The organism is Actinomadura sp. NPDC049382, assembly GCF_040677125.1.
Classification (GTDB): Bacteria; Actinomycetota; Actinomycetes; order Streptosporangiales; family Streptosporangiaceae; genus Spirillospora; species Spirillospora geliboluensis.
Genome location: NZ_JBFARO010000136.1, coordinates 1 through 21,123 on the forward strand (window position 1 = coordinate 1; position 21,123 = coordinate 21,123).

General features: G+C 73.6%; 23 protein-coding genes. 9 read left to right on the top strand and 14 right to left on the bottom strand.

Annotated elements, in window-relative coordinates; all coding sequences use genetic code 11:
* On the bottom strand, positions 1-1,501 hold a 1,501-nt coding region (sepH, locus tag AB0K34_RS39795), incomplete at its 3' end, for a septation protein SepH (protein ID WP_364553894.1).
* 420 nt (positions 1,502-1,921) lie between these two features.
* Here sepH and AB0K34_RS39800 point away from each other — a divergent pair.
* Positions 1,922-2,878: a hypothetical protein gene (locus AB0K34_RS39800; protein WP_138633662.1), complete on the top strand. Its 957-nt coding sequence runs from the start codon at positions 1,922-1,924 to the stop codon at positions 2,876-2,878.
* A gap of 19 nt (positions 2,879-2,897) precedes the next feature.
* Here AB0K34_RS39800 and AB0K34_RS39805 read toward each other — a convergent pair whose 3' ends face one another.
* A complete protein-coding gene (locus tag AB0K34_RS39805; protein ID WP_138633665.1) occupies positions 2,898-4,208 on the bottom strand; it encodes a D-arabinono-1,4-lactone oxidase in 1,311 nt (436 codons plus the stop codon).
* A gap of 137 nt (positions 4,209-4,345) precedes the next feature.
* Here AB0K34_RS39805 and AB0K34_RS39810 point away from each other — a divergent pair, with 137 nt between their 5' ends.
* From AB0K34_RS39810 to AB0K34_RS39820, 3 genes are read left to right on the top strand one after another with little or no spacing between them, the layout of a single operon-like run.
* A complete protein-coding gene (locus AB0K34_RS39810; RefSeq protein WP_138633668.1) occupies positions 4,346-5,650 on the top strand; it encodes a lytic transglycosylase domain-containing protein in 1,305 nt (434 codons plus the stop codon).
* 42 nt (positions 5,651-5,692) lie between these two features.
* Complete coding sequence (locus tag AB0K34_RS39815) at positions 5,693-6,601, top strand: ferrochelatase (protein WP_138633671.1); 909 nt, start codon at positions 5,693-5,695, stop codon at positions 6,599-6,601.
* Positions 6,598-7,407: an inositol monophosphatase family protein gene (locus AB0K34_RS39820; RefSeq protein WP_138633674.1), complete on the top strand. Its 810-nt coding sequence runs from the start codon at positions 6,598-6,600 to the stop codon at positions 7,405-7,407. The genes AB0K34_RS39815 and AB0K34_RS39820 overlap by 4 nt, the downstream gene beginning before the upstream one ends.
* Positions 7,408-7,531: 124 nt before the next feature.
* Here the strand turns inward: AB0K34_RS39820 and AB0K34_RS39825 are convergent, their stop codons facing one another.
* On the bottom strand, positions 7,532-7,708 hold the full coding sequence (locus tag AB0K34_RS39825; RefSeq protein ID WP_171068827.1) for a hypothetical protein: 177 nt from the start codon (positions 7,706-7,708) through the stop codon (positions 7,532-7,534).
* 208 nt (positions 7,709-7,916) lie between these two features.
* Here AB0K34_RS39825 and AB0K34_RS39830 point away from each other — a divergent pair, with 208 nt between their 5' ends.
* Positions 7,917-8,570: a response regulator transcription factor gene (locus tag AB0K34_RS39830; protein WP_138633677.1), complete on the top strand. Its 654-nt coding sequence runs from the start codon at positions 7,917-7,919 to the stop codon at positions 8,568-8,570.
* Entirely contained in the window at positions 8,567-9,946 is a 1,380-nt protein-coding gene (locus AB0K34_RS39835; RefSeq protein WP_240807151.1) for a HAMP domain-containing sensor histidine kinase, read from the top strand. The genes AB0K34_RS39830 and AB0K34_RS39835 overlap by 4 nt, the downstream gene beginning before the upstream one ends.
* A gap of 75 nt (positions 9,947-10,021) precedes the next feature.
* Here AB0K34_RS39835 and AB0K34_RS39840 read toward each other — a convergent pair whose 3' ends face one another.
* Both AB0K34_RS39840 and AB0K34_RS39845 read right to left on the bottom strand, forming a co-directional pair.
* The gene (locus tag AB0K34_RS39840) at positions 10,022-11,683 is read right to left on the bottom strand and encodes a serine/threonine-protein kinase (protein ID WP_138633680.1); all 1,662 of its coding nucleotides are present in this window, start codon (positions 11,681-11,683) and stop codon (positions 10,022-10,024) included.
* Positions 11,684-11,878: 195 nt separating this feature from the next.
* On the bottom strand, positions 11,879-12,034 hold the full coding sequence (locus tag AB0K34_RS39845; RefSeq protein WP_171068828.1) for a hypothetical protein: 156 nt from the start codon (positions 12,032-12,034) through the stop codon (positions 11,879-11,881).
* A gap of 280 nt (positions 12,035-12,314) precedes the next feature.
* On the opposite strand from AB0K34_RS39845, the gene AB0K34_RS39850 reads away from it, so the two are divergent.
* On the top strand, positions 12,315-12,611 hold the full coding sequence (locus AB0K34_RS39850; RefSeq protein ID WP_067893074.1) for a DUF4193 domain-containing protein: 297 nt from the start codon (positions 12,315-12,317) through the stop codon (positions 12,609-12,611).
* A 17-nt stretch (positions 12,612-12,628) separates the two neighbouring features.
* The gene (locus AB0K34_RS39855; RefSeq protein ID WP_240807153.1) at positions 12,629-13,444 is read left to right on the top strand and encodes a hypothetical protein; all 816 of its coding nucleotides are present in this window, start codon (positions 12,629-12,631) and stop codon (positions 13,442-13,444) included.
* A gap of 72 nt (positions 13,445-13,516) precedes the next feature.
* Here the strand turns inward: AB0K34_RS39855 and AB0K34_RS39860 are convergent, their stop codons facing one another.
* Entirely contained in the window at positions 13,517-13,804 is a 288-nt protein-coding gene (locus AB0K34_RS39860; RefSeq protein ID WP_138633683.1) for a DUF4235 domain-containing protein, read from the bottom strand.
* Between the two features lie 139 nt (positions 13,805-13,943).
* Here AB0K34_RS39860 and valS point away from each other — a divergent pair, with 139 nt between their 5' ends.
* Positions 13,944-16,469, top strand: a complete 2,526-nt coding sequence (gene valS, locus AB0K34_RS39865) for a valine--tRNA ligase (RefSeq protein ID WP_138633686.1) — start codon at positions 13,944-13,946, stop codon at positions 16,467-16,469.
* Between the two features lie 54 nt (positions 16,470-16,523).
* Here the strand turns inward: valS and AB0K34_RS39870 are convergent, their stop codons facing one another.
* The 8 genes from AB0K34_RS39870 to AB0K34_RS39905 all read right to left on the bottom strand — a co-directional run.
* Complete coding sequence (locus AB0K34_RS39870) at positions 16,524-17,810, bottom strand: cytochrome P450 (RefSeq protein ID WP_301177721.1); 1,287 nt, start codon at positions 17,808-17,810, stop codon at positions 16,524-16,526.
* 79 nt (positions 17,811-17,889) lie between these two features.
* Entirely contained in the window at positions 17,890-18,579 is a 690-nt protein-coding gene (locus tag AB0K34_RS39875) for a YidC/Oxa1 family membrane protein insertase (RefSeq protein ID WP_138633690.1), read from the bottom strand.
* A gap of 48 nt (positions 18,580-18,627) precedes the next feature.
* Positions 18,628-18,927, bottom strand: coding sequence for a DUF6412 domain-containing protein (locus AB0K34_RS39880; RefSeq protein WP_138633693.1), 300 nt, complete (start codon positions 18,925-18,927; stop codon positions 18,628-18,630).
* An 87-nt stretch (positions 18,928-19,014) separates the two neighbouring features.
* Entirely contained in the window at positions 19,015-19,569 is a 555-nt protein-coding gene (locus tag AB0K34_RS39885; RefSeq protein WP_205719084.1) for a hypothetical protein, read from the bottom strand.
* An 18-nt stretch (positions 19,570-19,587) separates the two neighbouring features.
* On the bottom strand, positions 19,588-19,755 hold the full coding sequence (locus tag AB0K34_RS39890; RefSeq protein ID WP_171068829.1) for a hypothetical protein: 168 nt from the start codon (positions 19,753-19,755) through the stop codon (positions 19,588-19,590).
* Complete coding sequence (locus AB0K34_RS39895; protein ID WP_138633696.1) at positions 19,743-20,297, bottom strand: hypothetical protein; 555 nt, start codon at positions 20,295-20,297, stop codon at positions 19,743-19,745. The genes AB0K34_RS39890 and AB0K34_RS39895 overlap by 13 nt, the downstream gene beginning before the upstream one ends.
* The gene (locus AB0K34_RS39900) at positions 20,294-20,755 is read right to left on the bottom strand and encodes a hypothetical protein (protein WP_138633699.1); all 462 of its coding nucleotides are present in this window, start codon (positions 20,753-20,755) and stop codon (positions 20,294-20,296) included. The genes AB0K34_RS39895 and AB0K34_RS39900 overlap by 4 nt, the downstream gene beginning before the upstream one ends.
* The coding region (locus tag AB0K34_RS39905; protein WP_364553900.1) for a MauE/DoxX family redox-associated membrane protein at positions 20,752-21,123 on the bottom strand (372 nt) is incomplete at its 5' end. The genes AB0K34_RS39905 and AB0K34_RS39900, both read right to left, overlap by 4 nt.

The following is a 21,123-nucleotide window of genomic DNA, read 5'->3' on the forward strand; positions in this document are numbered from 1 at the left end:
GCTTGTCCTGGGCGGCGGGCATGGTGGGCCGCGTCGCCGGCTTCTTCTTCGCTGGCGCCCGCGGCGGCTGCCGCGGCGCCGGGGGCTTCTTCGGCTGCGCGGGCTCGGCGGGCGCGGGCGCCGCCGCCTCCGGCTCGGGGGCCTCCTTCACGGGGGCCTCCGCCGGCCGACGCTCGTCGGGGGCCTCGGCCGCGGGGGCGGCGGCGACCTGAGGTTCGGGCTCGGGCTCCGGCGCCTTCTCAGGCTCCTCGGCCGCTTCGGGCTCGCCCGCCTCCGCGACCTCGTCCGCCGCCTCCGCCTCGCCGGTCTCGCCGACGGCCTCCGGGGCCTCCTCGGCGGCCGGTTCCGCCGTCGCGACCGGCTCCGCCTCCGGGGCCTCCGTCGCGACGGGCTCGGTGGTCTCGTCCGCGCTCTGGGCGTCGGCGGGCTCGTCCTCCTGCGGCTGGGACGCCTCGGCGTCGTCCGCGGGCTGCGCCTCGGCCGCCTGCTCCGCGGGCTCCGGCTCATCGTGCGTGTCGGCCTGGCCCGGCTGGCCGGATGCGGCCTCGTCCCGGACGGGGGCGGCGGGCGCCTCGGCGGCCTCGGTGCCGCGCGGCTCGTCCGCCTCGGCCTCGGGCTCGTCCTGCGGGGGGACGGGGGCCGGCGCGGTGCGTCCGCGCGCCTCGGCGGGGCGGGCGAGCGGTGCGGACGCCTCGCGGAGCGGCGCCTCGGCCGCCTCGCGGAAGGCGGGCCGCGGGTCGAGCATGCGGCCGCGCTCGATGATGTACTCGCGGGGCTCGGCGGCGCGCAGCGGCCCGGCGGGGCCGGGCTGCTCCGGCTCGGCGGGCAGGCCGCGCGGGGCGTCGCGGTCGCCGCCGACGACCTTCATCGCGGGCCGGCGCGGGACGAGCGGCGTCACGGTGTCGGAGAGCGCGTCGTCGTCGTCCCACTCCACGGAGGTGAGCCGCGCGGCGATCTCGTCCAGCGGGGAGACGTGCCGGCGGCGCGGGTCGAACGTCCACTCGGCGGCGTGCGGGCGGCCGCCCTCGAAGAAGGACAGCCGGACGCGCCAGGTGCCGTCCTCGCACTTCCAGGAGTCCCACTCGACCTCTTCCAGGTCGACGCCGCCGCGGCCGAGCCGCTCCTCGACGGTCTCGCCGAGCGGCGGGCCGGGGGTGGACTCGCCCGGCCGGCGCACGGTGACCCGCTGCGCCTGCTGGGCCATGTACTCGCGTTCCTGCAGGACCGGTCCCTCGAACCAGCGGACGCGCTCGACCGGGATCCCCGCCGACTCGGCGATCTCCTCGGCGGTCTCACCGGACCGGATGCGGGCCTGGATCTCCTTGGGGCGCAAGGGACTCTCCACTTCGATCTCGAACTGGCCGAGGCGGGAGAAGTGCCCACGGACCGCTGCGCGGAGCCGGTCGTCGACGGGCAGGGTGAACCGGGTGCCTCGGCCCGCGGTGGCCAGGACGAGGTACGTACCGTCCTCGCTGACCGCGACGAGGCGCAGCTCCTGCATGCGTGTCCTTCCTGCCCTGTCTTGACGGCACGGAGGACCCCGGACCTGTCGACCGTGCTGTCACGGTCGGCCGCCCGATGCCCACCGAGGGCGCATGCGTGCCCTTCCCCCGGGTTCCCGAGTCTCTCTTCCCGGACACGCCTGCTGCCAGCACCGTACCCGGCATGTCCGAACATCGCCGCTCTCGAAGCCCTCTTCACGAGGTCGAAGAGGGCACCTGACCAAGCTTGCCGGGGACGCGGAGGGCGGGGGGTCGCCATGCCTGAATCTTGTGCATCCTTTTCCACACTCTGCCTGACGTCCCGGTCCGGTTCCAGGGGCGGACGTTGCGAGCGTCACGTCTTGGGGAGGAACACGTAGATCGTCTGGTTAGTTTCATTCTGGGGGAATTTCTGGTGAAAGACGGGGGTGAGTGGGGGCATGCCGCGGAAGCTGCCGGATCTCAGCACGACGCAGCTGATCGCGAGCGCGGTGGCGACGGCGGTCGCCGCCTTCGGGGCGTCCTACCTGGGCGTGTACGGGACGATCATCGGCGCCGCGCTGATGAGCGTGATCTCGACGGCCGGGTCGGCCGTCGGCAAGCACTACCTCGACCAGGGGCGCGAGCAGATCAAGGAGCTGTCGCACCTGCAGTCGGCCGCGCGGCGCCGGTCGGCGGCCGAGGGCGCGGCGGACGAGGCGACGAGCGCGGACCCCACCCGGACAGTGGTGTGGTCCGGGGACCCGAACGCCACGCGGCTCGACCTCCCGGTCCTCGGTGACCCGAACGCCACCCGCCTCGATCCCGGCGGCGACCCGAACGCCACGCGCCTCGACCCGAACGCCACGCATCTGGACCCGGCCCGGGCGGTCGCCGGGTCGCTCGCCGCGGAGGCCGGCGAGGACGCCGTGCGCGAGGTCGCGCGCCGCACGGCGTGGCAGAGCACGGTCGAGTGGGCCAAGGCGCACTGGGTGAAGCTGGCGGTCTCCTCGGCGGTGGTGTTCGTCGCCGTGATCGGCGTGATCACCGTGGTCGAGGCGTCCACCGGCAAGCCCATCGGCCGCAGCGACAAGGGGCTGACGGTCACCAACGTGCTGCGCGGCGGCGAGGGCGGCGGGCGGCCGGACGGCACGCCGTCGGAGAGCCCGTCGGGCGGGCCGACCGAGCCGGGCACCCCGACGCCGAGCGGCGAGCCGACGGGCGGCGCGCCGTCCACCGGTGGGCCGGCCACGTCCGAGCCGGAGCCGACGGACCGGCCGACCGAGGAGCGGCCCAGCGAGACTCCGACCACGTCCGGGCCGACGACCCCGGCCCCGACGGCACCGGAGACCCCGGCGCCGACCGGAGGCCAGCAGGACGGCGGCGGAGCCGAGGCGCCGCAGACGCCCGCCGGCTAGGCGGCGCGTCCCCGGCCGGCTAGGCGCCGAAGACCTGCCGCGTGTAGGGGTTGGCGAAGCGGCGGTCCGGGTCCAGCTCGTCGCGCAGGGCGCGGAAGTCGGCGAACCGCGGGTAGACCTTCTCCAGGTAGGACGCGTCGCGCGTGTGGAGCTTGCCCCAGTGCGGACGGCCGCCGACCGTGGTCAGCAGGTCCTCGACGCCGCGGAAGTAGTCCTCGTGCGCGTCGCGGTGGTAGACGTGCACGGCGATGAACGCGCTCCGCCGGCCGTGGGCCATCGACAGCCAGGCGTCCTCCTCGGGGAGGAGCCGGACCTCGATGGGGAAGCTGATCCGCCAGTCCCGCCGCTTGAAGAGGGAGCGCAGCTCGCGCAGCGCGGGGACGAGCTCCTCGCGCGGGATCGCGTACTCCTGCTCTTTGAAGCGGACCGTCCGGGGGCTCGTGAAGACCTTGTAGGACGTGTCGCTGTAGGTGCGCGCGCCGAGCGCTTTGGCGGACACGCGGTTCACGGACGGCGCGGTCGCGGGCGCCAGGTGCGTGACCTGGTTGATGGCGCCGAAGACCGTGTTCGACAGGAACTGGTCGTCGAGCCAGTACCGGAACTTGGACAGCGGCTTCGGCGGGCCCTCGACGCGGTTGTTGCGCTTGGTCAGGCAGCCCTCGGTGTGCGGGAACCAGTAGAACTCGAAGTGCTCGTTGGCGGCGTCGAACTCGTCCACGCGCGCGAGGACCTCGTCCCACTTCATCGGCTGCTCCTGCGCGCGCAGGACGAACGCCGGGACGGTCCGCCAGGTGATGGCGGTGACGACCCCGAGCGCGCCGAGGCCCGCGCGGGCGGCGTCGAACAGGTCGGGGCGCTCGTCGGGCGAGCACGTCACGGTGGAGCCGTCGGCGAGGACCATCTCGAGCGCGGCGACCTGGGACGCGAGCCCGGCGGCGTCGCGGCCGGTGCCGTGCGTGGCGGTCTGGAGGGCGCCGGCGACGGTCTGCTCCTGGATGTCGCCCATGTTCGCCAGCGCGAGGCCGTGCTCGTCCAGGACGCGGTTGAGCGTGTGCAGCGGCAGCCCCGCCTCGACGGTGACGAGGCCGGTGGCGGTGTCGACCGAGCGGACCGCGGTGAGCGCCGTGGGACGCAGCAGGACGTCCTCGGCGACGGCCGCGCCGGTGAAGGAGTGTCCTGTGCCGGTCATGCGGACGGTGAGGCCGTCGCCCGCGGCCGACCGCACCGCGTCGGCCACGTCGCCGGTGGTCCGCGGCGTCACCACGCGCCGGGGCGTGGCCTGCTGGTTTCCCGCCCAGTTCTGCCATTTGCGGGGGTTTTCGGGGGACATGGGGCGACTCTACTCGGCCAAGGATCGTGAGGAAAGTTCATGTTTTTGAGCCGGGCGGATAGGGGAACCGGCGATAACGTACGATCCGGTAACCACACCGGGGTAACCGTCCGTAGCCAGACTCGTTGGGACATGTTGTGGCTTCTCCACCAGCATCACGTACCGGCGCCGTCCCGGGATCGTCCGGCGACGGCGGTGGCGATGGTGAGGCTCCCGCCGCCCGCCCGCCGAGCCCCCGGCCGGACGCGGCGCGGTCCCGGCCGGAGAAGAAGCGCCGCGATCCGCGCGGCGGCGCCCGGTCGCGGAAGGCCCGCCGGTCGCTGCCCTTCCTCATCGGCGGGATCGCGGTGCTGGCCATCGCCAGCACCTCCGGCGGCGTCTACGCGGCGCTGACCGCGGACAAGGCGGAGCCCGCCGCCGCCGGCACCCCGCAGGAGCCGCCGCCGAGCGTTCCGCCGAGCGCCTCCGGCGACCCGGTCAACGTGGCCACCGGCGGCCAGGTCGCCCCGCTGCGCCGGGTCGTGCCGCCGGACGTCCTCGCGGTCGGCGCCGGCTCGATCCCCGCCGCCAAGATCAAGCGGATCGCCGGGCTGAGCCGGGTCAAGGACGTGACGGCGGTCGCGGGCGGAGCCGTGCAGCTCCAGGGCCGCCAGGTGAACGCGTTCGCCGTGGACCCGTCCTCGTTCCGGTCCTGGACGCCGCCCGCCACCGCCAAGAAGACCGAGCTGTGGGAGGCCCTCGCCGGCGGCAAGTTCGTGGTGTCCACGGCCGCCGCCGAGCAGCTCCAGCTGACCAGGGGCTACCAGTACCCGGTGGTCGGACGGACGATGCCGAACCTCACCATGGGCGGCTCCGGGCCCCTCGGCCTGCCCGGCATCGACCTGCTGGTCGGCAAGAAGTCCGGCGGCGAGATGGGGCTCGTCCCGAACGTGGCGATCCTCGTCAACGCGCCCGGCGTGGACCCGGCCAAGGTCGTCCGGGCCGTCACCAGGGTGCTCGGCCCCGGCACCAACGTGCTCAACCTGCACGAGAGCAAGTACCAGTCGTCGACCGGCGGCGGCCGCTCGTCCAGCTACCTGGACCTCTACAAGCAGGCGGCCACCACCTGCCCGGGGCTGTCGTGGACGGTCCTCGCCGCGATCGGCCAGGTGGAGAGCGACCACGGCCGCAACGCGGGCCGGTCCAGCGCGGGCGCGCTCGGCCCGATGCAGTTCATGCCGGCGACGTGGAAGGCGTACGGGGTGGACGGCGACGGCGACGGCAAGGCCGACATCATGAACCCGTACGACGCCATCCCGGGCGCGGCCAAGTACCTGTGCGCCAACGGCGCGGGGCGCGGCGGCAAGCAGCTCTACCGCGCGGTGTGGCACTACAACCACGCCGACTGGTACGTGCAGAAGGTCCTGAACCTGGCCAGGGCGTACGCGGCCAGGTATGACTGACCCCACGTCCCGCATCCCCGCGGGGCTGGTTGGATGGGAGGCATGACCTCGTACGACGCGCTGCTTCTGCTGTCCTTCGGCGGCCCCGAGGGTCCCGAGGACGTGATCCCGTTCCTGGAGAACGTGACCCGCGGCCGCAACATCCCCAGGGAGCGCCTGGAAGAGGTGGGGGAGCACTACCACCTCTTCGGCGGGGTCAGCCCGATCAACCGGCTGTGCCGCGACCTCAAGGCCGCCATCGAGGCCGACTTCGCGGCCCACGGCGTGGACCTGCCCGTCTACTGGGGCAACCGGAACTGGACCCCGTACCTCGCCGACACCGTCCGGCAGATGAAGGCGGACGGGATCAGGCGCGCCGCCGCGTTCGTCACCTCCGCCTACAGCGGCTATTCGACGAACGACCAGTACCTCAACGACATCGTGCGCGCGCGCGAAGAGGTCCCGGGCGCCCCTGAGATCGACAAGCTGCCCGTCTACTGCGACAGGCCGGGCTTCATCGACCCCTTCGTGGACGCGGCCAAGGACGCCCTGAGCGGCCTCCCCGCCGGCGCACGCCTGGTCTTCACCGCGCACAGCGTGCCCCTGTCCCAGCCCAACCGCGAGCTGTACGTCGCCGAGCTGGAGCGGGTCTCGCGGACGGTCGCCGACAGGGCGGCGCCCGGGGCGCCCTGGGACCTCGTCTACCAGAGCCGCAGCGGCCCGCCGAGCCAGCCGTGGCTGGAGCCGCAGATCACCGACCACCTGGGGAAGCTGCACGGCGAGGGCGTCCGCGCCGTCGCGGTCGTGCCGGTCGGGTTCGTCTCCGACCACATGGAGGTCAAGTACGACCTCGACGTGGAGGCCGCCGACCTGGCCGCCGAGCTCGGGGTCGCGTTCGCGCGCGCCGCCACGCCCGGCACCGACCCGCGCTTCGCCGCCCTGCCCCGCGACCTCCTGGGAGAGACCCCGTGAGCCTTGCCGAAGACCTGCTGGAACTGGCCGCCGAGACCGCGCGCGAGGTCGGCCGGATGCTGGTCGACAAGCGGCCCGCGGACGGCCCGGACGTCGTGCAGACCAAGTCGTCCCCGACCGACGTCGTCACCCAGATGGACCGCGCCGCCGAGCAGCTGATCATCGAGCGGATCCGGGCGGCCCGCCCCGACGACGCGTTCCTCGGCGAGGAGGGCGGCACCCGCGCCGGGGGCAGCGGCGTCCGGTGGGTGGTCGACCCGATCGACGGCACAGTGAACTACCTCTACGACCTGCCCGACTGGGCGGTCAGCATCGCCGCCGAGGTGGACGGCGAGGCCGTCGCCGGGGCGGTGGAGATGCCGCGCCGCGGCGAGTCCTACACGGCCGTGCGCGGCGGCGGCGCCCTGCTGCACACCGCGGCCGGCGCGCGCGAGCTGCGCGTCAACGCACAGGTGCCGCTGGGGCAGGCGCTGGTCGCCACGGGCTTCGGCTACGACGCCGGGCGGCGCGCCCGGCAGGCGCAGGTCCTCACCGGGGTGCTGCCGAACGTCCGCGACATCCGGCGCGGCGGCTCCTGCTGCGTCGACCTGTGCTCGCTCGCGGCGGGACGGGTCGACGCCTACTACGAGCGCGGCGTCCAGGCGTGGGACATCGCCGCCGGGGCGCTGATCGTCCAGGAGGCGGGCGGGCGCGTCGAAGGGCTGGACGGGGCGCCCGCGGGCCCGGAGCTGACCATGGCGGCCGGGCCGGGCACGTTCGAGGCCCTGCACGCCCTCCTGAAGCCGCTCGGCCCCACGCGCGACTGAGCGCCGCGGAGACGGGTCGCGGAGAGGGGCCGGGGAGAGGGCGCGCGAACGGCGAGAAGCCCGGGACGGCCGGGTCCCGGGCTTCTCGACTACGGGGTCGCGCCGCGCGGAGTGGTGCGGCGGGTCAATCGCAGCGGGGTGCCTCGACGCCGATGTCGTTGTTCGCTGCGATCCGGCGCAGTTCGCTGATCTCCTCCTGACGGATGTCCGCCAGGTAGGTGTCGCCCTCTGCGTGGGCGGTGCGCAGCGACGCGTACGCGTCGTCGAGCCGCTGCTGGATCATGCGTGACAACTCGCCCATGGGCCTCCTCCCGGATCGTTTCCATGCCCTACCCAGACCTAAGCTGAAAGCAAACCTGTTCGCGGATGCAATTTTCGCGGAGTCTTGCGTCCGCGCGGCCACCGCCCGGCGTACGCCGAGTTGAACGCCTGTTTACGAGCGTCTTACGGCGCCCGTGGCATACCTGGGAGCCGGAGGCCGGGCCCGCGCCCGGCCAGGAGGGGGACCTGTGCGTGTTCTAGTCGTCGAGGACGAGCGGGTGCTCGCCGACGCGATCGCCACCGGCCTGCGCAGGCAGACGCTGGCCGTGGACGTGGCCTACGACGGCGCGGGCGCGCTGGAGCGGGCCGGCGTCAACGAGTACGACGTGATCGTGCTCGACCGCGACCTGCCCAAGGTCCACGGCGACGACGTCTGCAAGCAGCTCGTCGCGCAGCGCTACCCGGCGCGGATCATCATGCTGACCGCGGCGGGCGAGCTGGACGACCGGGTCGAGGGCCTGTCCATCGGCGCCGACGACTACCTCGCCAAGCCGTTCGCGTTCGCCGAGCTGATCGCCCGGGTGCGGGCCCTCGGGCGGCGCGCCGCTGCGCCGCTGCCGCCCGTCCTGGAGCGCGCCGGGATCACCCTCGACCCGGCCCGCCGCGAGGTCTCCCGCGACGGCCGCCCCGTCGAGCTGACCCGCAAGGAGTTCGCGGTCCTGGAGGTGCTGCTCAGCGCGGACGGCGCCGTCGTCAGCTCCGAGCAGCTGCTGGAGAAGGCGTGGGACGAGCACATCGACCCGTTCACCAACGTCGTCCGGGTCACGATGATGACGCTGCGCAAGAAGCTCGGCGACCCCCCGGTGATCGAGACCGTGCCCGGCGTGGGGTACCGGCTGTGACCGCACCCCGGCCCGGCCCGTCCGAATCCGGAGCGACCGCGGCGCACTCCGGGTCCGGCGACACGCGTCCGAACGCCGCACACGACACCGGCGCGCAGGCCACCCAGCCGACGGCCGTCCCCGGCGGCGGGCAGCCCGGCGGGCAGGGCGGCGCCCCCGGCGGCGAGGGCGGGCGGCGCGGCGGCCGGTGGCGGCGCCCCGGCCCGCAGCAGTTCCCGCCGCCGCCCCCGGCCGCGAAGGGCATGTGGCGCGCCGACGGCAGCCCGGTGACCGCGCTGCCGAACCGGATGAGCGTGCGGCTGCGCCTCACCCTGCTGTACGGGCTGCTGTTCTTCATGGCCGGCGCGCTGCTGCTGTTCGTCATGTCGTTCCTGATGGCGAACATCCTCAGCAACGTCAAGGTGATCGGCTACGGCCTCACCGACGCCGCGGCCGCCGAGCTGCAGCGCCAGTTCGTCGAGCAGACGATGAAGCAGCTCGTCGGCCGGTCGCTGCTCGCGCTCGGCGGGGTCGGCGTGATCACGCTGGTGCTCGGCTGGTTCGTCGCCGACCGTGCGCTCAGCCCGCTGCAGCGGGTCACCACGACCGCGCGCCGGCTGTCGGAGAGCACGCTGCACGAGCGCATCGCGCTGGAGGGCCCGGAAGACGAGATCAAGGAGCTGGCCGACACCTTCGACGCGATGCTGGAGCGGCTCGGCCAGGCGTTCGACTCCCAGCGCCGGTTCGTCGCGAACGCCTCGCACGAGCTGCGCACCCCGCTCGCGATCAACCGGACGCTGCTGGAGGTGGCGCTCGGCGACCCCGAGGCGTCGGAGGACCTGCGCACCGTCGGCCGCACGCTGCTGGCCACCAACGCCCGGCACGAGCGGCTCATCGAGGGGCTGCTGCTGCTCGCCCGCAGCGAGCGGGAGCTGACCGCGCGGACCCCGGTCGACATGGCCGAGGTCGCGGCGGCCGTGCTGGAGCAGTCGAACCGCCGCGAGCACGACAACGACGTGGCCGTCCACCCGGAGCTGACGCAGGGCACGGCGCTCGGCGACCCGGTGCTGCTGGAGCACCTGGTGTCGAACCTCGTCGAGAACGCGATCAAGCACAACGAGGCCGAGGGCGGCGAGCTGTGGATCCGCACCGGCATGCTCGACGGCTACGCCACCGTCCAGGTGGAGAACACCGGGCCCGTGGTGCCCGCCTACGAGGTGGAGCGGCTGTTCGAGCCGTTCCGGCGGCTGAACGCCGACCGCGTCGAGTCGTCCAAGGGCGCGGGCCTCGGCCTGTCGATCGTCCGGTCCGTGGTGCTCGCGCACCGCGGCGCCGTCTACGCGGCGCCCCGCCCCGGCGGCGGGCTGATCGTCACCGTCCGCCTCCCACCGGGCTGACAAGAGAGCGCCCTGGCCGGCCCTCGGGGGGCCGGCCAGGGCGCGCGCTCACTTCAGCGGGTCACTCCGACCCGGTCACTTCGAGACGGTCCCGTACGCGCTGGGGCTGGAGGCGTAGCGGCTCTGCCGCCACTCCCACCGCATCGTGGTGCCGCTGGAGGACGGGATGAAGGTGACGTACCCGGGGGCGCACTCCTTCTCGTCCATCCCCGCCATCGGGGTCTCCCGGTACATGACCTTGCCGTCGTCGTCGGACAGCAGGGACAGGCGCGTGTAGCACTTGTCCTGGGCGCCGGACGGGTAGGTGTAGGTCGCGACGCCGGTCGTGTAGATCAGCGAGAACTTGACCTCGAACTCGGTGTGCCCGGCACCGGCGCCGGGCTGGTTCCCGTCGCCGGTGAAGTTGCCCACGAGCCCGCCCGTCGCGCGCGGCGTCGGGGTGTCGTCGTCCGGCGGCGTGTAGGTGCTCGTCGGGTACGTCGTCGGGAACGGGTCCGGCTCGTCGTCGCTGTTGGCGCCGATGATCGCCAGCACCACGACCACCAGGATCACGATCAGCGCCAGCGCGCCGCAGCCGATCGCGATGATCGGCCCGGCCGAGGACGACTGCTTCGGCGGCGGCCCGTAGCCCGGCCCCGGCGGCATCGGCGGCTGCATCTGCATCTGCGGCTGCGGGGGCTGCGGCGGCGCGCCCTGGTACATCGGCATCGGCGGCGGCGTGATCGGCTGCGGCGGGGGCGTGTTCGGGCCCGCCATCGCGCCCTGGTGCATCGGCATCGGCGGCGGGGTGATCTGCGGCTGCGGCCGGTGCTGCGGCGCCGGCGGCACCGGGGGCGGCGGCGGCAGCTGCGAGGCGATCCGGGTTCCCTGGTTGAGCAGGTCCTCCTGCCCGGCGCCCTGCCCCGCCGGCGCGGCGCCGACGGCGCCGAGCAGGTTCAGCAGCAGCTGCGGGGCGGGCGGGCGCAGGCCCGCGTCCTTGGACAGGCAGCGGCCGATCAGGTCCCGCAGCGGGCCCGGGGGCAGCGCCGACAGGTCCGGCTCCTCGTTGAGGATCCGGTTGATGATGACCGGCAGCGTGTCCGCCTCGAACGGCGACTGCCCGGTGGCGGCGAACACCATGGTCGCGCCCCAGGCGAAGATGTCGACCGCCGGGGTGAGCGGCGCGCCCGTCAGCTGCTCGGGCGCCAGGTAGCCGGGCGTGCCGACCACCATGCCGGTCGCGGTGACGGCGCTCTCCTGCGAGTTGACCGTCCGGGCGATGCCGAAGTCGACGACGCGGGGGCCGTCGGACGCCAGCATGACGTTGTTCGGCTTGAAGTCGCGGTGCACGATCCCGGCCTCGTGGATCGCCGCGAGCGCGGTGGCCGTGCCGATCGCGAGCCGCTCCAGCTCGGCGGCGCTGCGCGGCCCGTCGTGCGCGACCACGTCGTGCAGGGACGGCCCGTCGATGAACTCGCTGACGACGTAGGGCTGGTCGCCCTGGACGTCGGCCTCCAGCACGCGGGCCGTGCAGAAGGGCTCGACCTTCTGCGCCGCACTCACCTCGCGGGTGAACCGGGCACGCGCGGCCGGATCGTTGGCCATCTGCGCGTGCAGCAGCTTGACCGCGACGTACTCTCCTCCGGGCGCCTTGCCCAGGAAGACGGCGCCCTGGCCCCCGGCGCCCAGCCGTCCGATGACCTCGTACTGTCCGAGTGCCCTAGGATCGCCCGGCTCCAGCGGAGCGGCATCCGGCATCTGACCCTCCATTGACCCGCAGTGATGTCCGCGACATTGTGCGCCGGACCCACCGCGGGCCCCGTTCCGGCGTCCGAACCGCGGCACCGGGGTGAAACCTCCGCAGGGGGCCCGCCCCCAACCTCAGGCGGGCACGATATCGCGTTAGTTCAGACGTTTCACCGATCAGTCTGGTTCGGTCTTCCGGCGGCCGGGTCAGGCCGCGCCCGCCGGGCCGTCCCGCCGCGCCTCCCAGGCCGGGGACGGGTGCGCGCCGCGGGGTGCGTCCGGGAGCCCGCGGCGGTGCCGCGCCGCCGGCCCGCCGCCGCGCGCGGACGCCGTGCCGCCGCGCGGGCCGGTCGGCGCGCGCAATGCCGCCGGGACCGATATGATCCCGGCCGCCGCGGGTACTCCGGCAGGTGCCCCGGCCCCGGCAGCGGGACGTCGGCATCCGCCGGTTATGTGACGGAAGACACAGTACGAGGAAAGATCCGGGTGACTGGTGTCACTCGTGGGAACGGTCGCGCCTTGTGTGTCGCAGGTCACCAACCGTGACAGAATTTCCCGCCCGGATCGGGCACAAGAACGGCCCCTTGAGCGTTAGATCCGCGCGACGGGGCGCATAAAGCACTGAGGGGGATGGAGATAGAAGATGGCGACCGACTACGACAGCCCACGCAAGACCGACGACGATCTCAGCGAGGACAGCCTCCAGGAGCTCCAGGCCCGGCGGGCCGACAAGGCCGCCAGCATCATCGACGAGGACCTGGACGCCGGTGAGGTCGCCGAGCTTCCCGGGGCCGACCTGTCCAACGAGGAGCTCACCTTCCGGGTGGTTCCGCGGCAGGCGGACGAGTTCACCTGCACGCGCTGCTTCCTGGTGCACCACCGCAGCCAGCTGGCCACCGAGAAGAACGGCCAGCCGATCTGCCGCGAGTGCGCCGCCTGACCGGGAGTGGCCGCCGGGTGACGGGAGAGATCGAGAAGCGTCATGACGATGTGGAGCCGGCGCACGGCGGCGGCTCCACGGAACTCGGTGAGCTGATCGGACGGCTCACCGCCGACGAGGACATGGACCGCGAGACCCGCGGCCGCCTGCTCGGGCGGCTGGCCGCCCTGCTCGGCCGGAGCGCCCGCAAGGTGGGGGCCGCGGGGATCGGGCGCGGCAGGTGGCTCGGCGACCTGCTCGTCGAGGCCGCGCCGCACATCACCATCCGCGACCTGGAGACGCTGCAGGCCCACCACCGCGGGCTGATGGGGGAGGAGCTCGCCGACCGGCTCGTCAAGGTGGCGAGCAACGGCACGACCGCCGTCGGCGCGGCCGGCGGGGCGCTGGCCGCGGTGCAGTTCGCCGCCCCGCCGCTGCTGCTGACGGCGCCCGCCCAGCTCGCCGCCGAGACGCTCGTCGTCGCGGCCATCGAGGTCAAGATGATCGCCGAACTGCACGAGGTGTACGGCGTGCGCGTCCAGGGCACCGGCACCGCCCGCGGCGCGGCGTTCGTCACGTCCTGGGCCCGGCAGCGCGGCGTCAACCCCCTGGAGGCCGGGTCGCTCACCAGCGCCCTCGGCACCGCCGCCAAATCGGCCCTGCGCAAGCGGATGCTGCGCACCTTCGGCCGCAGCATGAGCACCATGGGCCCGCTCCTCACCGGCGCCGCCGCGGGCGCCGCCCTCAACCGGTCCGCGACGAGGGCCCTGGCGCTGAAGGTCCGCAACGACCTGCGCGAGACCGCCGGGATCACGCCCCCGCTCCCGGGATCCCGCCGCGAACCGCTGAGCTGACCGCGTACGCGCCGGCGGGGACGCCCCGCCCGGCGGACGTTCCAGGGGGTCGCCCCCCTGGAACGGCACGGGTCAGGCATCGACCTTCAGATGGGACGGCAGCTCGCCGGTGCCCTTGGCGTACTGGTGCGCCACGGCGCGGGTCGCGAGCAGGCGGGCCAGCTCCATGCCGACGCCCATCACCACGGCCCAGCCGACCGCCTCCAGCAGATCGACCTCCGGGGACTCGGGGTTGGTCGGGGGCTCCTTGCCGGTGCTCTTCTTCCAGATCATCGTGATGGTCTTCTTCGCGACGAACCCGCCCGCGAACGCCGCGGCGCCGGCCATCACCCGCCACCCGATATCGCCCTTATCCGCCATACTCGTCCTCCACTCGTCTGTCGTCTCCGACGCTACCGGAACGGTCCGCCCCGGGCGGTGGAGGTGATCGCCGCGTCGGCCGTCCGCCGGCGGCCGTCAATTGGCATGCGGCTCCCGCCGATGTCAATACCATTGGCTCATGACAGAGCAGCCGCGTACCTCGCACGTCCCGCCGAAGCCCTCCCTGGACGGCCTTGAGGACAAATGGGTACGCGTCTGGGAGGACGAGGGCGTCTACCGCTTCGACCGCACCCGGCCGCGCGGCGAGGTCTACTCGATCGACACCCCGCCGCCCACCGTGAGCGGTTCCCTCCACGTCGGCCACGTCTTCTCCTACACCCACACCGACACCGTCGCGCGGTTCCACCGCATGCGCGGTCGGGCGGTCTTCTACCCGATGGGCTGGGACGATAACGGCCTGCCGACCGAGCGCCGGGTGCAGAACCATTTCGGCGTCCGGTGCGATCCGTCGCTGCCCTACGATCCCGATTTCGAGCCGCCGGCCAAGCCCGACCCCAAGCGCCAGCTGCCGGTCTCGCGGCGCAACTTCATCGAGCTGTGCGAACGGCTCACCGAGGTCGACGAGAAGGCGTTCGAGGAGATGTGGCGCCAGGTCGGCCTGTCGGTCGACTGGAACCACCTGTACACCACCATCGGCGACGTGTCCCGCACGGCGTCGCAGCGCGCGTTCCTGCGCAACCTGGCGCGCGGCGAGGCGTACGTCTCCGAGGCGCCGACGCTGTGGGACGTGACGTTCCGCACGGCCGTCGCCCAGGCCGAACTGGAGGACCGCGAGCACCCCGGCGCGTTCTACCGGATCCGGTTCCACGGCGACGAGCGCCCGGTCTACATCGAGACGACCCGGCCGGAGCTGCTGCCCGCGTGCGTCGCGCTGGTCGCCCACCCCGACGACGAGCGCTACCAGGAGCTGTTCGGCACGACCGTCCGCACGCCGCTGTTCGGCGTCGAGGTCCCGGTCCTCGCGCACCGCCTCGCCGAGCCCGACAAGGGCTCCGGCATCGCGATGATCTGCACGTTCGGCGACGTCACCGACGTCACCTGGTGGCGCGAGCTCGACCTGCCGACCCGCGCGATCGTCGACTGGGACGGCCGCCTCGCCGCCGACCCGCCCGCCGGCGTCGCTCCGGAGCCTTACGCGGAGCTGGCCGGCAAGACGGTGTTCTCCGCGAAGGAGCGCGTCGCCGAGATGCTCCGCGAGTCCGGCGACCTCGACGGCGAGCCGCGCAAGATCAGCCGCCCGGTGAAGTTCTACGAGAAGGGCAGCAAGCCCCTGGAGATCGTCACCACCCGGCAGTGGTACATCCGCAACGGCGGCCGCGACGAGGGCGTCCGGGCGGAGCTGCTGGCGCGCGGGCGCGAGCTGGCGTGGCACCCCGGCTACATGCGGGCCCGGTACGAGAACTGGGTCGAGGGGCTGAACGGCGACTGGCTGATCTCCCGGCAGCGGTTCTTCGGCGTGCCGATCCCCGTCTGGTACCCGCTGGACGCCTCCGGCGAGCCCCGCTACGACGCGCCGATCGTCCCGTCCGAGGACGCGCTGCCCGTCGACCCGTCCTCGGACGTCCCGCCGGGCTACACCGCCGGGCAGCGCGGCGAGCCGGGCGGCTTCATCGGCGACCCCGACGTCATGGACACCTGGGCGACATCGTCGCTCACCCCGCAGATCGCGGGCGGCTGGGAGCGCGACGCCGACCTGTTCGGCCGCGTCTTCCCCTACGACCTGCGGCCGCAGGCGCACGACATCATCCGGACGTGGCTGTTCTCCACGGTCGTCCGCGCGCACCTGGAGCACGGCTCGCTGCCGTGGACGGGCACCGCGCTGTCGGGGTGGATCCTCGACCCCGACCGCAAGAAGATGTCGAAGTCCAAGGGCAACGTCGTCACGCCGATCGACCTGCTGCGCGAGTACGGGTCCGACGCCGTCCGCTACTGGGCGGCGAGCGGGCGGCCCGGCACCGACACCGCGTTCGACACCGGCCAGATCAAGGTCGGCCGGCGCCTCGCCATCAAGATCCTCAACGCGTCCAAGTTCGTGCTCGGGCTGGGCGAGGCCGAGGAGGGCGCGCCCGTCACCGAGCCGCTCGACCGGGCGATGCTGGCGGCGCTGTCCGGCGTCGTCCGGGACGCGACGGAGTCGTTCGAGGGCTACGACTACACGCGGGCGTTGGAGCGCACGGAGCGGTTCTTCTGGGAGTTCTGCGACGACTACCTGGAGCTGGTGAAGGCCCGCGCGTACGGGGACGGCCCGGAGGCGCAGTCGGCGCGGGCGGCGCTGCGCACGGCGCTGTCGGTGCTGCTGCGGCTGTTCGCGCCCGTCCTGCCGTTCGTGACCGAGGAGGTCTGGTCGTGGTGGCGGCGCGGGTCGGTGCACGCGGCGTCCTGGCCGGCGGCCGCCGAGCTGCCGGCGGGCGGCGACCCGGCCGTCCTCGCCGCGACGGGCGAGGCGCTCCGCCAGGTCCGCAAGGCCAAGTCGGAGGCGAAGGCGTCGATGCGCGCCGACGTGTCCCGCGCGGTCGTCCGGGGCGCGGAGGTGGCGCACATCGCCCGGCCGGACCTCGCCGCGGCGGGGCGGATCGCCGACCTGACGCTGGAGGACGCCCCCGCCGAGCTGACCGTCGACGTCGAGCTCGCCCCCGCGACCTAGGCGGTTCCGCGCCGCGGCGCGGCTCACTCCGCGGGCCCCGCGGAGTGGGCCGCGTCAGAACGTGCAGGGCAGGTGCTTGATCCCGTTGATGAAGCTGGAGAACAGCCGGTCCGGCTCGCCGGTGGCGCGGATGTCCGGGACGCGCGTGAACAGCTCGCGGAACATCACCGTGATCTCGCGGCGGGCGAGGTTCGCGCCGAGGCAGAAGTGCGGGCCGGGGCCGCCGAACCCGACGTGCGGGTTGGGGGAGCGGGTGATGTCGAAGACGTCCGGGTCCGCGAACACGGTCTCGTCGCGGTTGGCCGAGTTGTAGAAGAGCAGGACCTTGTCGCCCGCGCGGTACTGGTGGCCGTTCATCTCGTGGTCGCGGGTCAGCGTCCGGCGGAACTGGATCACCGGCGTCGCCATCCGGACGATCTCCTCGACCGCGCCCGGCATCCGCGCGTCGAAGTCCTCCAGCAGCAGCGCGCGCTGCTCCGGGTTGTCGGTGAACAGCTTGAGGCCGTGCGACATCGCGTTCCGCGTCGTCTCGTTCCCGGCCACCACGAGCAGGATGAAGAACGAGCCGATCTCCTGGTCGGTGAGGCGCTCCCCGTCCACCTCGGCCGCGATCAGCGCGGACACCAGGTCGTCGCCGGGCCGGCGGCGGCGCAGCCGGGCGAGCTTCATCGCCAGGTGGTTCAGCTCGAACCCGGCCGTCAGCACCTTGAGCAGCCCGTACAGCGCGCCGAGCCGGGTGATGCCGTCGCGGCTGTAGTCCTTGCCGCCGCTGTACTCGGGGTCGCCGAGGCCGAGGATGATGTTCGTCCGCTCGTACACCATCGGCCGGACGTGCTGGGGGATGCCCATCATGTCGCAGATGACCTGGAGCGGGAGCCGGGCCGCGACGTCGGTGACGAAGTCGGCCGAGCCCTTGGCGACCAGGTCGTCCACGATCCGCGTCGCGGCGGACTGCAGGTCGGCCTCCATCTTCTCCAGCACCCGGGGGGTGAACGCCCGCGACACGATCTTGCGGATCTTGGCGTGCCGCGGGTCGTCCATGTTGATCATCGACCCGAAGTAGCGGGCGAGGTAGCCGGGCAGGTCGGCGATGCTGTTGGAGCACGGCTCGCTGCTGAAGATCTGCGGCGACCGGCTGGCCTCCACGACGTCGGCGTGCCTGGTCAGCGCGTAGAAGCCGGGACCCTGCTTGACGAACGGCAGCTTCAGCTCCTGGAAGAACGCCGGATGCTCGCGCTGCCGCAGCGCCGCGAACTCGGCCATCCGCCGCTCCGGGGGCAGCGCCCAGAAGGGCAGGTCGGCAACGCTCAGCCGGCCGGGGTCCGGCACCGTCGTCGTCACTGCGCACCGTCCTCGCACATCGTCCAGAATCTGATTCGGTTCAATCGAACCGAGCCACCGGCACCCCGTCAAGGCCCCCTCAGGCGACCGCGACGACCTTCCGCTGCAGCACGGCGCGCTCGACGGCGGTCCACGTCCCCGACACCAGCAGGTACAGCCCCGCCGCGAGCGGCACGAACGCCGCGAAGACCACCGTCCCGAACGGCAGCACCCGCGCGACCGCGCCCATCGGCCCCTCGGCGGTCACCCGCCGCGACGACCACACCGCGACCGCGCCCAGCAGGACGAACAGCCCGATGAACACCAGCGAGGGCGGCGACAGCAGCCCGCCGCCGAGGACCCCGATCCAGTTCTGCCCCAGCGGCGCGGAGAGAAGCGTGTGCGCCAGCAGCGCGTTCTGGTGCCCCGCCACGGTCGCCGACATGAACAGCCGGTACATGACCATGAAGAACGGGATCTGCGCGAACATCGGCAGGCACCCGGCGACGGGCGACGCGCCCTCCGCCTCGTACAGCGCCGCCATCTCGCGCCGCAGGCGCTCGGGGTTCTTCGCGTGCTTCTTCTGCAGCGCCTGGACCTTGGGCATCAGCCGCGCCCGCGTGCGCTCGCCCTTGGCCGCCGCGACGGCGAGCGGGACGAGGAGCAGCCGCACGGCCAGGGTGAACAGCACGATCGCCAGCGCCGTGGCGGACCCGCCGGCGGACGGCTCCAGGCCGTCCGCCAGCCCGGAGACGAGGGCATGGGCGATCGAGACGGGAACATCGAACATGAGAGGACCTTCCGGAACGAGAGGGGATCGGAGGCGTTCCGGCCGCGCTCAGGCGGCCGCGATCCCCGTTCCGGGCGCTCTCGGACGCGGGCGTCCCGCCGCGTCCGGGTCGCGCTGCGGCAGGAAGGCCGTGCGCAGCGTCCGCTCGCGCAGGGTCGTGCGCACCCGCGCCAGCACCGCCCGCTGCCCCCGCCGCGCCGCGCGGAACCGCACGGCCGCAAGCACCAGCAGCCCCGCGACGGTCAACGAGCCGAGCGCCACCAGCACCGACTGGCCCGGCGCCGTCCCCGCCCACTCGGCCACGGCGAACCCCCGCAACGCGAGGAACACCACCAGCGACCAGAGCATGCGCAGACCTTCCCGTACGGACGTACGCCTCAGTCTCTCACCAATCGGCTGTTTCCACCGCCTTGGCTGCGGCCAGGTGGCAGAGCGTCAGAGAAGGAGAAGCGTGAGAGCGGATACGAACACAGTGGCCGTGGTGGTCTTCGTTAGGGGCATTCGGGTGGCTATCGCGGTGTCGCGGTGGTCGTCCTGGGCCAGGTAGGTGAGGGTGGCGCTCAGAGCGCGGCCCAGGCCGAAGGCCGCGCCGGTGAGGAGGGTCAGGGGGAGGGAGAGGCCGGCCAGCAACAGGGCCAATGCCAGGACATACGGGGATGTTGCGGGGACGTAGGTGCGGACGCCGGTGCCCAGCTCGAAGCCGAACTGGAGGGTGCCCCGGCGCAGGCGGGTCTGGAGGACGTCCGGCGGGATCTGGCGGGCGTTCTGCGGGAGCGGGAAGCGGACCAGGCCGAACTCGCGGGCGGCGCCGAGGGCGGCCGCGGCGAGGATCGCGGACGTCCGCACAGGGGCCGGGAGCGGCGCGGCGAGTCCGGTCAGCAGGTAGATCACCGCGGCGCTGAGGGTGCCCCCGAGCAGCAGCCCGAGGGTGAAGACGGCCAGGACCTCGCCCTGCCGTACCGGGGCCCGCCAGCCTGGCGAGAACAGCACCGATTCGCTGTTGCGCGTTCAGACGCTGCCCGACAGCGAGAACCCGGCGAGGGCGCCGATCGACGACCAGCACAGCACGGCGGCGTCCAGCGCGGCGGCGGAGACCGCGAGGAGGGCGAGGGCGGCGACGGGGAGGAGCGGGTCGGTCAGGCCCCGCCGCAGCCGCCCGGCGGTCAGTTCTTGCACGCCGTCGCTTTCCGGCAGATGGTCTTGTACCAGTTGCCCTTCTTCGACTTCTTCCAGCCGTCGTGGCAGCGCCAGGTGACGCCCTTCTTGCAGCTGCCGCAGCTCTTGGAGTAGGCCCAGAGCCAGCCGTCGTAGCCGCCGCCGTAGCACTGGTTGGGGCGCAGCTTGTACCGGCCGGGATCGGAGACGCCCGACTTGTGGAAGCCCTTGTACTTGCCGCTCGTCCGGCAGCACCAGCTGCACACGTAGCTCGGCCCGCAGCCGGGGGAGCAGTTGTGGTTCGCCGCGTACGACGGGCAGCGCGGGTAGATGTCGTAGTAGCCGACCAGTTGGAAGCCGGAGGACAGCGCCTCCCGGGCGGGCGGGAAGACGCCGAGCGCCTTCAGCCCTGCGGTGGCGCCCGCGGCGGCGAGGCCGGTCAGCAGGCTGCGCCGGGCCGGCCGGAACTTCGGCTCGTCGCGGGGGACGGGCCGCCGCCGGACGCGCTCGGCCCCGGCGGGGCGCGGCCCCCGCAGCGGCGGGACGTCTTCGAGCTCGATCATCGCGCCGCCTCCAGGGCCAGCTCGCGGAGGGCCTCGGGCGAGCCCACCGGCTCGGCGGCCCGCACCCGGCCGTCCGCGCCGACGAGCACGGCGAACGGGGTGGCGGGCACGCGGTAGTCGGCGAACAGGCCGTCCTGCTCGCCGGTGAGGACGGTCGCGCCCGGCGGCGGCCCGGGGTCGGGCGGCGGACCCGCGAAGATCGCGTGCAGCGGCCGGTCGAGCGCGCCCGCGGCGGCCAGCACGTCGGTGCAGACGCCGCAGTCGCGGTCCAGGAAGAGCAGCAGGCCCGGCCCGAGCCGGTCGAAGGCGGGCGCGGCCGTGCCCGGCGCCGGGCCGAGCCCTGCCGAGGGCGCGCCCTGGCCGAGGGCGTGGACCTGCCGGACGAGACCGGCGACGACCAGGGCGAGCAGCAGGATCGCGACCCACGACAGCAGCAGCGCGCTGTTCTGGAAGCTCATCCGGCCGTCCTCCTCTCCGTGAGCATGGCGCGGGGCAGCGTCCACAGGAGCACCGCGAACGCAGCCCCCGCCGCGACCGTGATGGACACCTCGTAGGCGGTGAGCGCGGCCGGGAGGCCGAGCAGCGCGCCGGTGAGGGCGAGCAGGGAGAGCGCGGCGGCGCGGCCGGCGACCCAGCCGGTCATCGGCGTGCCGTCGCCCGCGCACCCGCACGGCACGCCCCGGCGGGTACGGGAGACGTGCGCCGCGTAGAGCGCGTACAGGGCCAGCAGGACGGCCGCCGCTCCGCAGGACGCCCGCAGCGGACCGTCCAGCCAGAGCAGCAGCGCCACCGCGCCCGCCGCGCCGGTCAGCGCCTCGGCGGCGAT

Excerpts from the sequence above, each read along its gene's own strand:
- AB0K34_RS39805 (WP_138633665.1), bottom strand. The coding sequence starts at position 4,208 with ATGTCCCCCGAAAACCCCCGCAAATGGCAGAACTGGGCGGGAAACCAG.
- AB0K34_RS39850 (WP_067893074.1), top strand. The coding sequence starts at position 12,315 with ATGGCGACCGACTACGACAGCCCACGCAAGACCGACGACGATCTCAGC.
- AB0K34_RS39875 (WP_138633690.1), bottom strand. The coding sequence starts at position 18,579 with ATGTTCGATGTTCCCGTCTCGATCGCCCATGCCCTCGTCTCCGGGCTG.
- valS (WP_138633686.1), top strand. The coding sequence starts at position 13,944 with ATGACAGAGCAGCCGCGTACCTCGCACGTCCCGCCGAAGCCCTCCCTG.
- AB0K34_RS39800 (WP_138633662.1), top strand. The coding sequence starts at position 1,922 with ATGCCGCGGAAGCTGCCGGATCTCAGCACGACGCAGCTGATCGCGAGC.
- AB0K34_RS39900 (WP_138633699.1), bottom strand. The coding sequence starts at position 20,755 with ATGAGCTTCCAGAACAGCGCGCTGCTGCTGTCGTGGGTCGCGATCCTG.
- AB0K34_RS39880 (WP_138633693.1), bottom strand. The coding sequence starts at position 18,927 with ATGCTCTGGTCGCTGGTGGTGTTCCTCGCGTTGCGGGGGTTCGCCGTG.
- AB0K34_RS39840 (WP_138633680.1), bottom strand. The coding sequence starts at position 11,683 with ATGCCGGATGCCGCTCCGCTGGAGCCGGGCGATCCTAGGGCACTCGGA.
- AB0K34_RS39895 (WP_138633696.1), bottom strand. The coding sequence starts at position 20,297 with ATGATCGAGCTCGAAGACGTCCCGCCGCTGCGGGGGCCGCGCCCCGCC.
- AB0K34_RS39815 (WP_138633671.1), top strand. The coding sequence starts at position 5,693 with ATGACCTCGTACGACGCGCTGCTTCTGCTGTCCTTCGGCGGCCCCGAG.
- AB0K34_RS39860 (WP_138633683.1), bottom strand. The coding sequence starts at position 13,804 with ATGGCGGATAAGGGCGATATCGGGTGGCGGGTGATGGCCGGCGCCGCG.
- AB0K34_RS39825 (WP_171068827.1), bottom strand. The coding sequence starts at position 7,708 with ATGGGCGAGTTGTCACGCATGATCCAGCAGCGGCTCGACGACGCGTAC.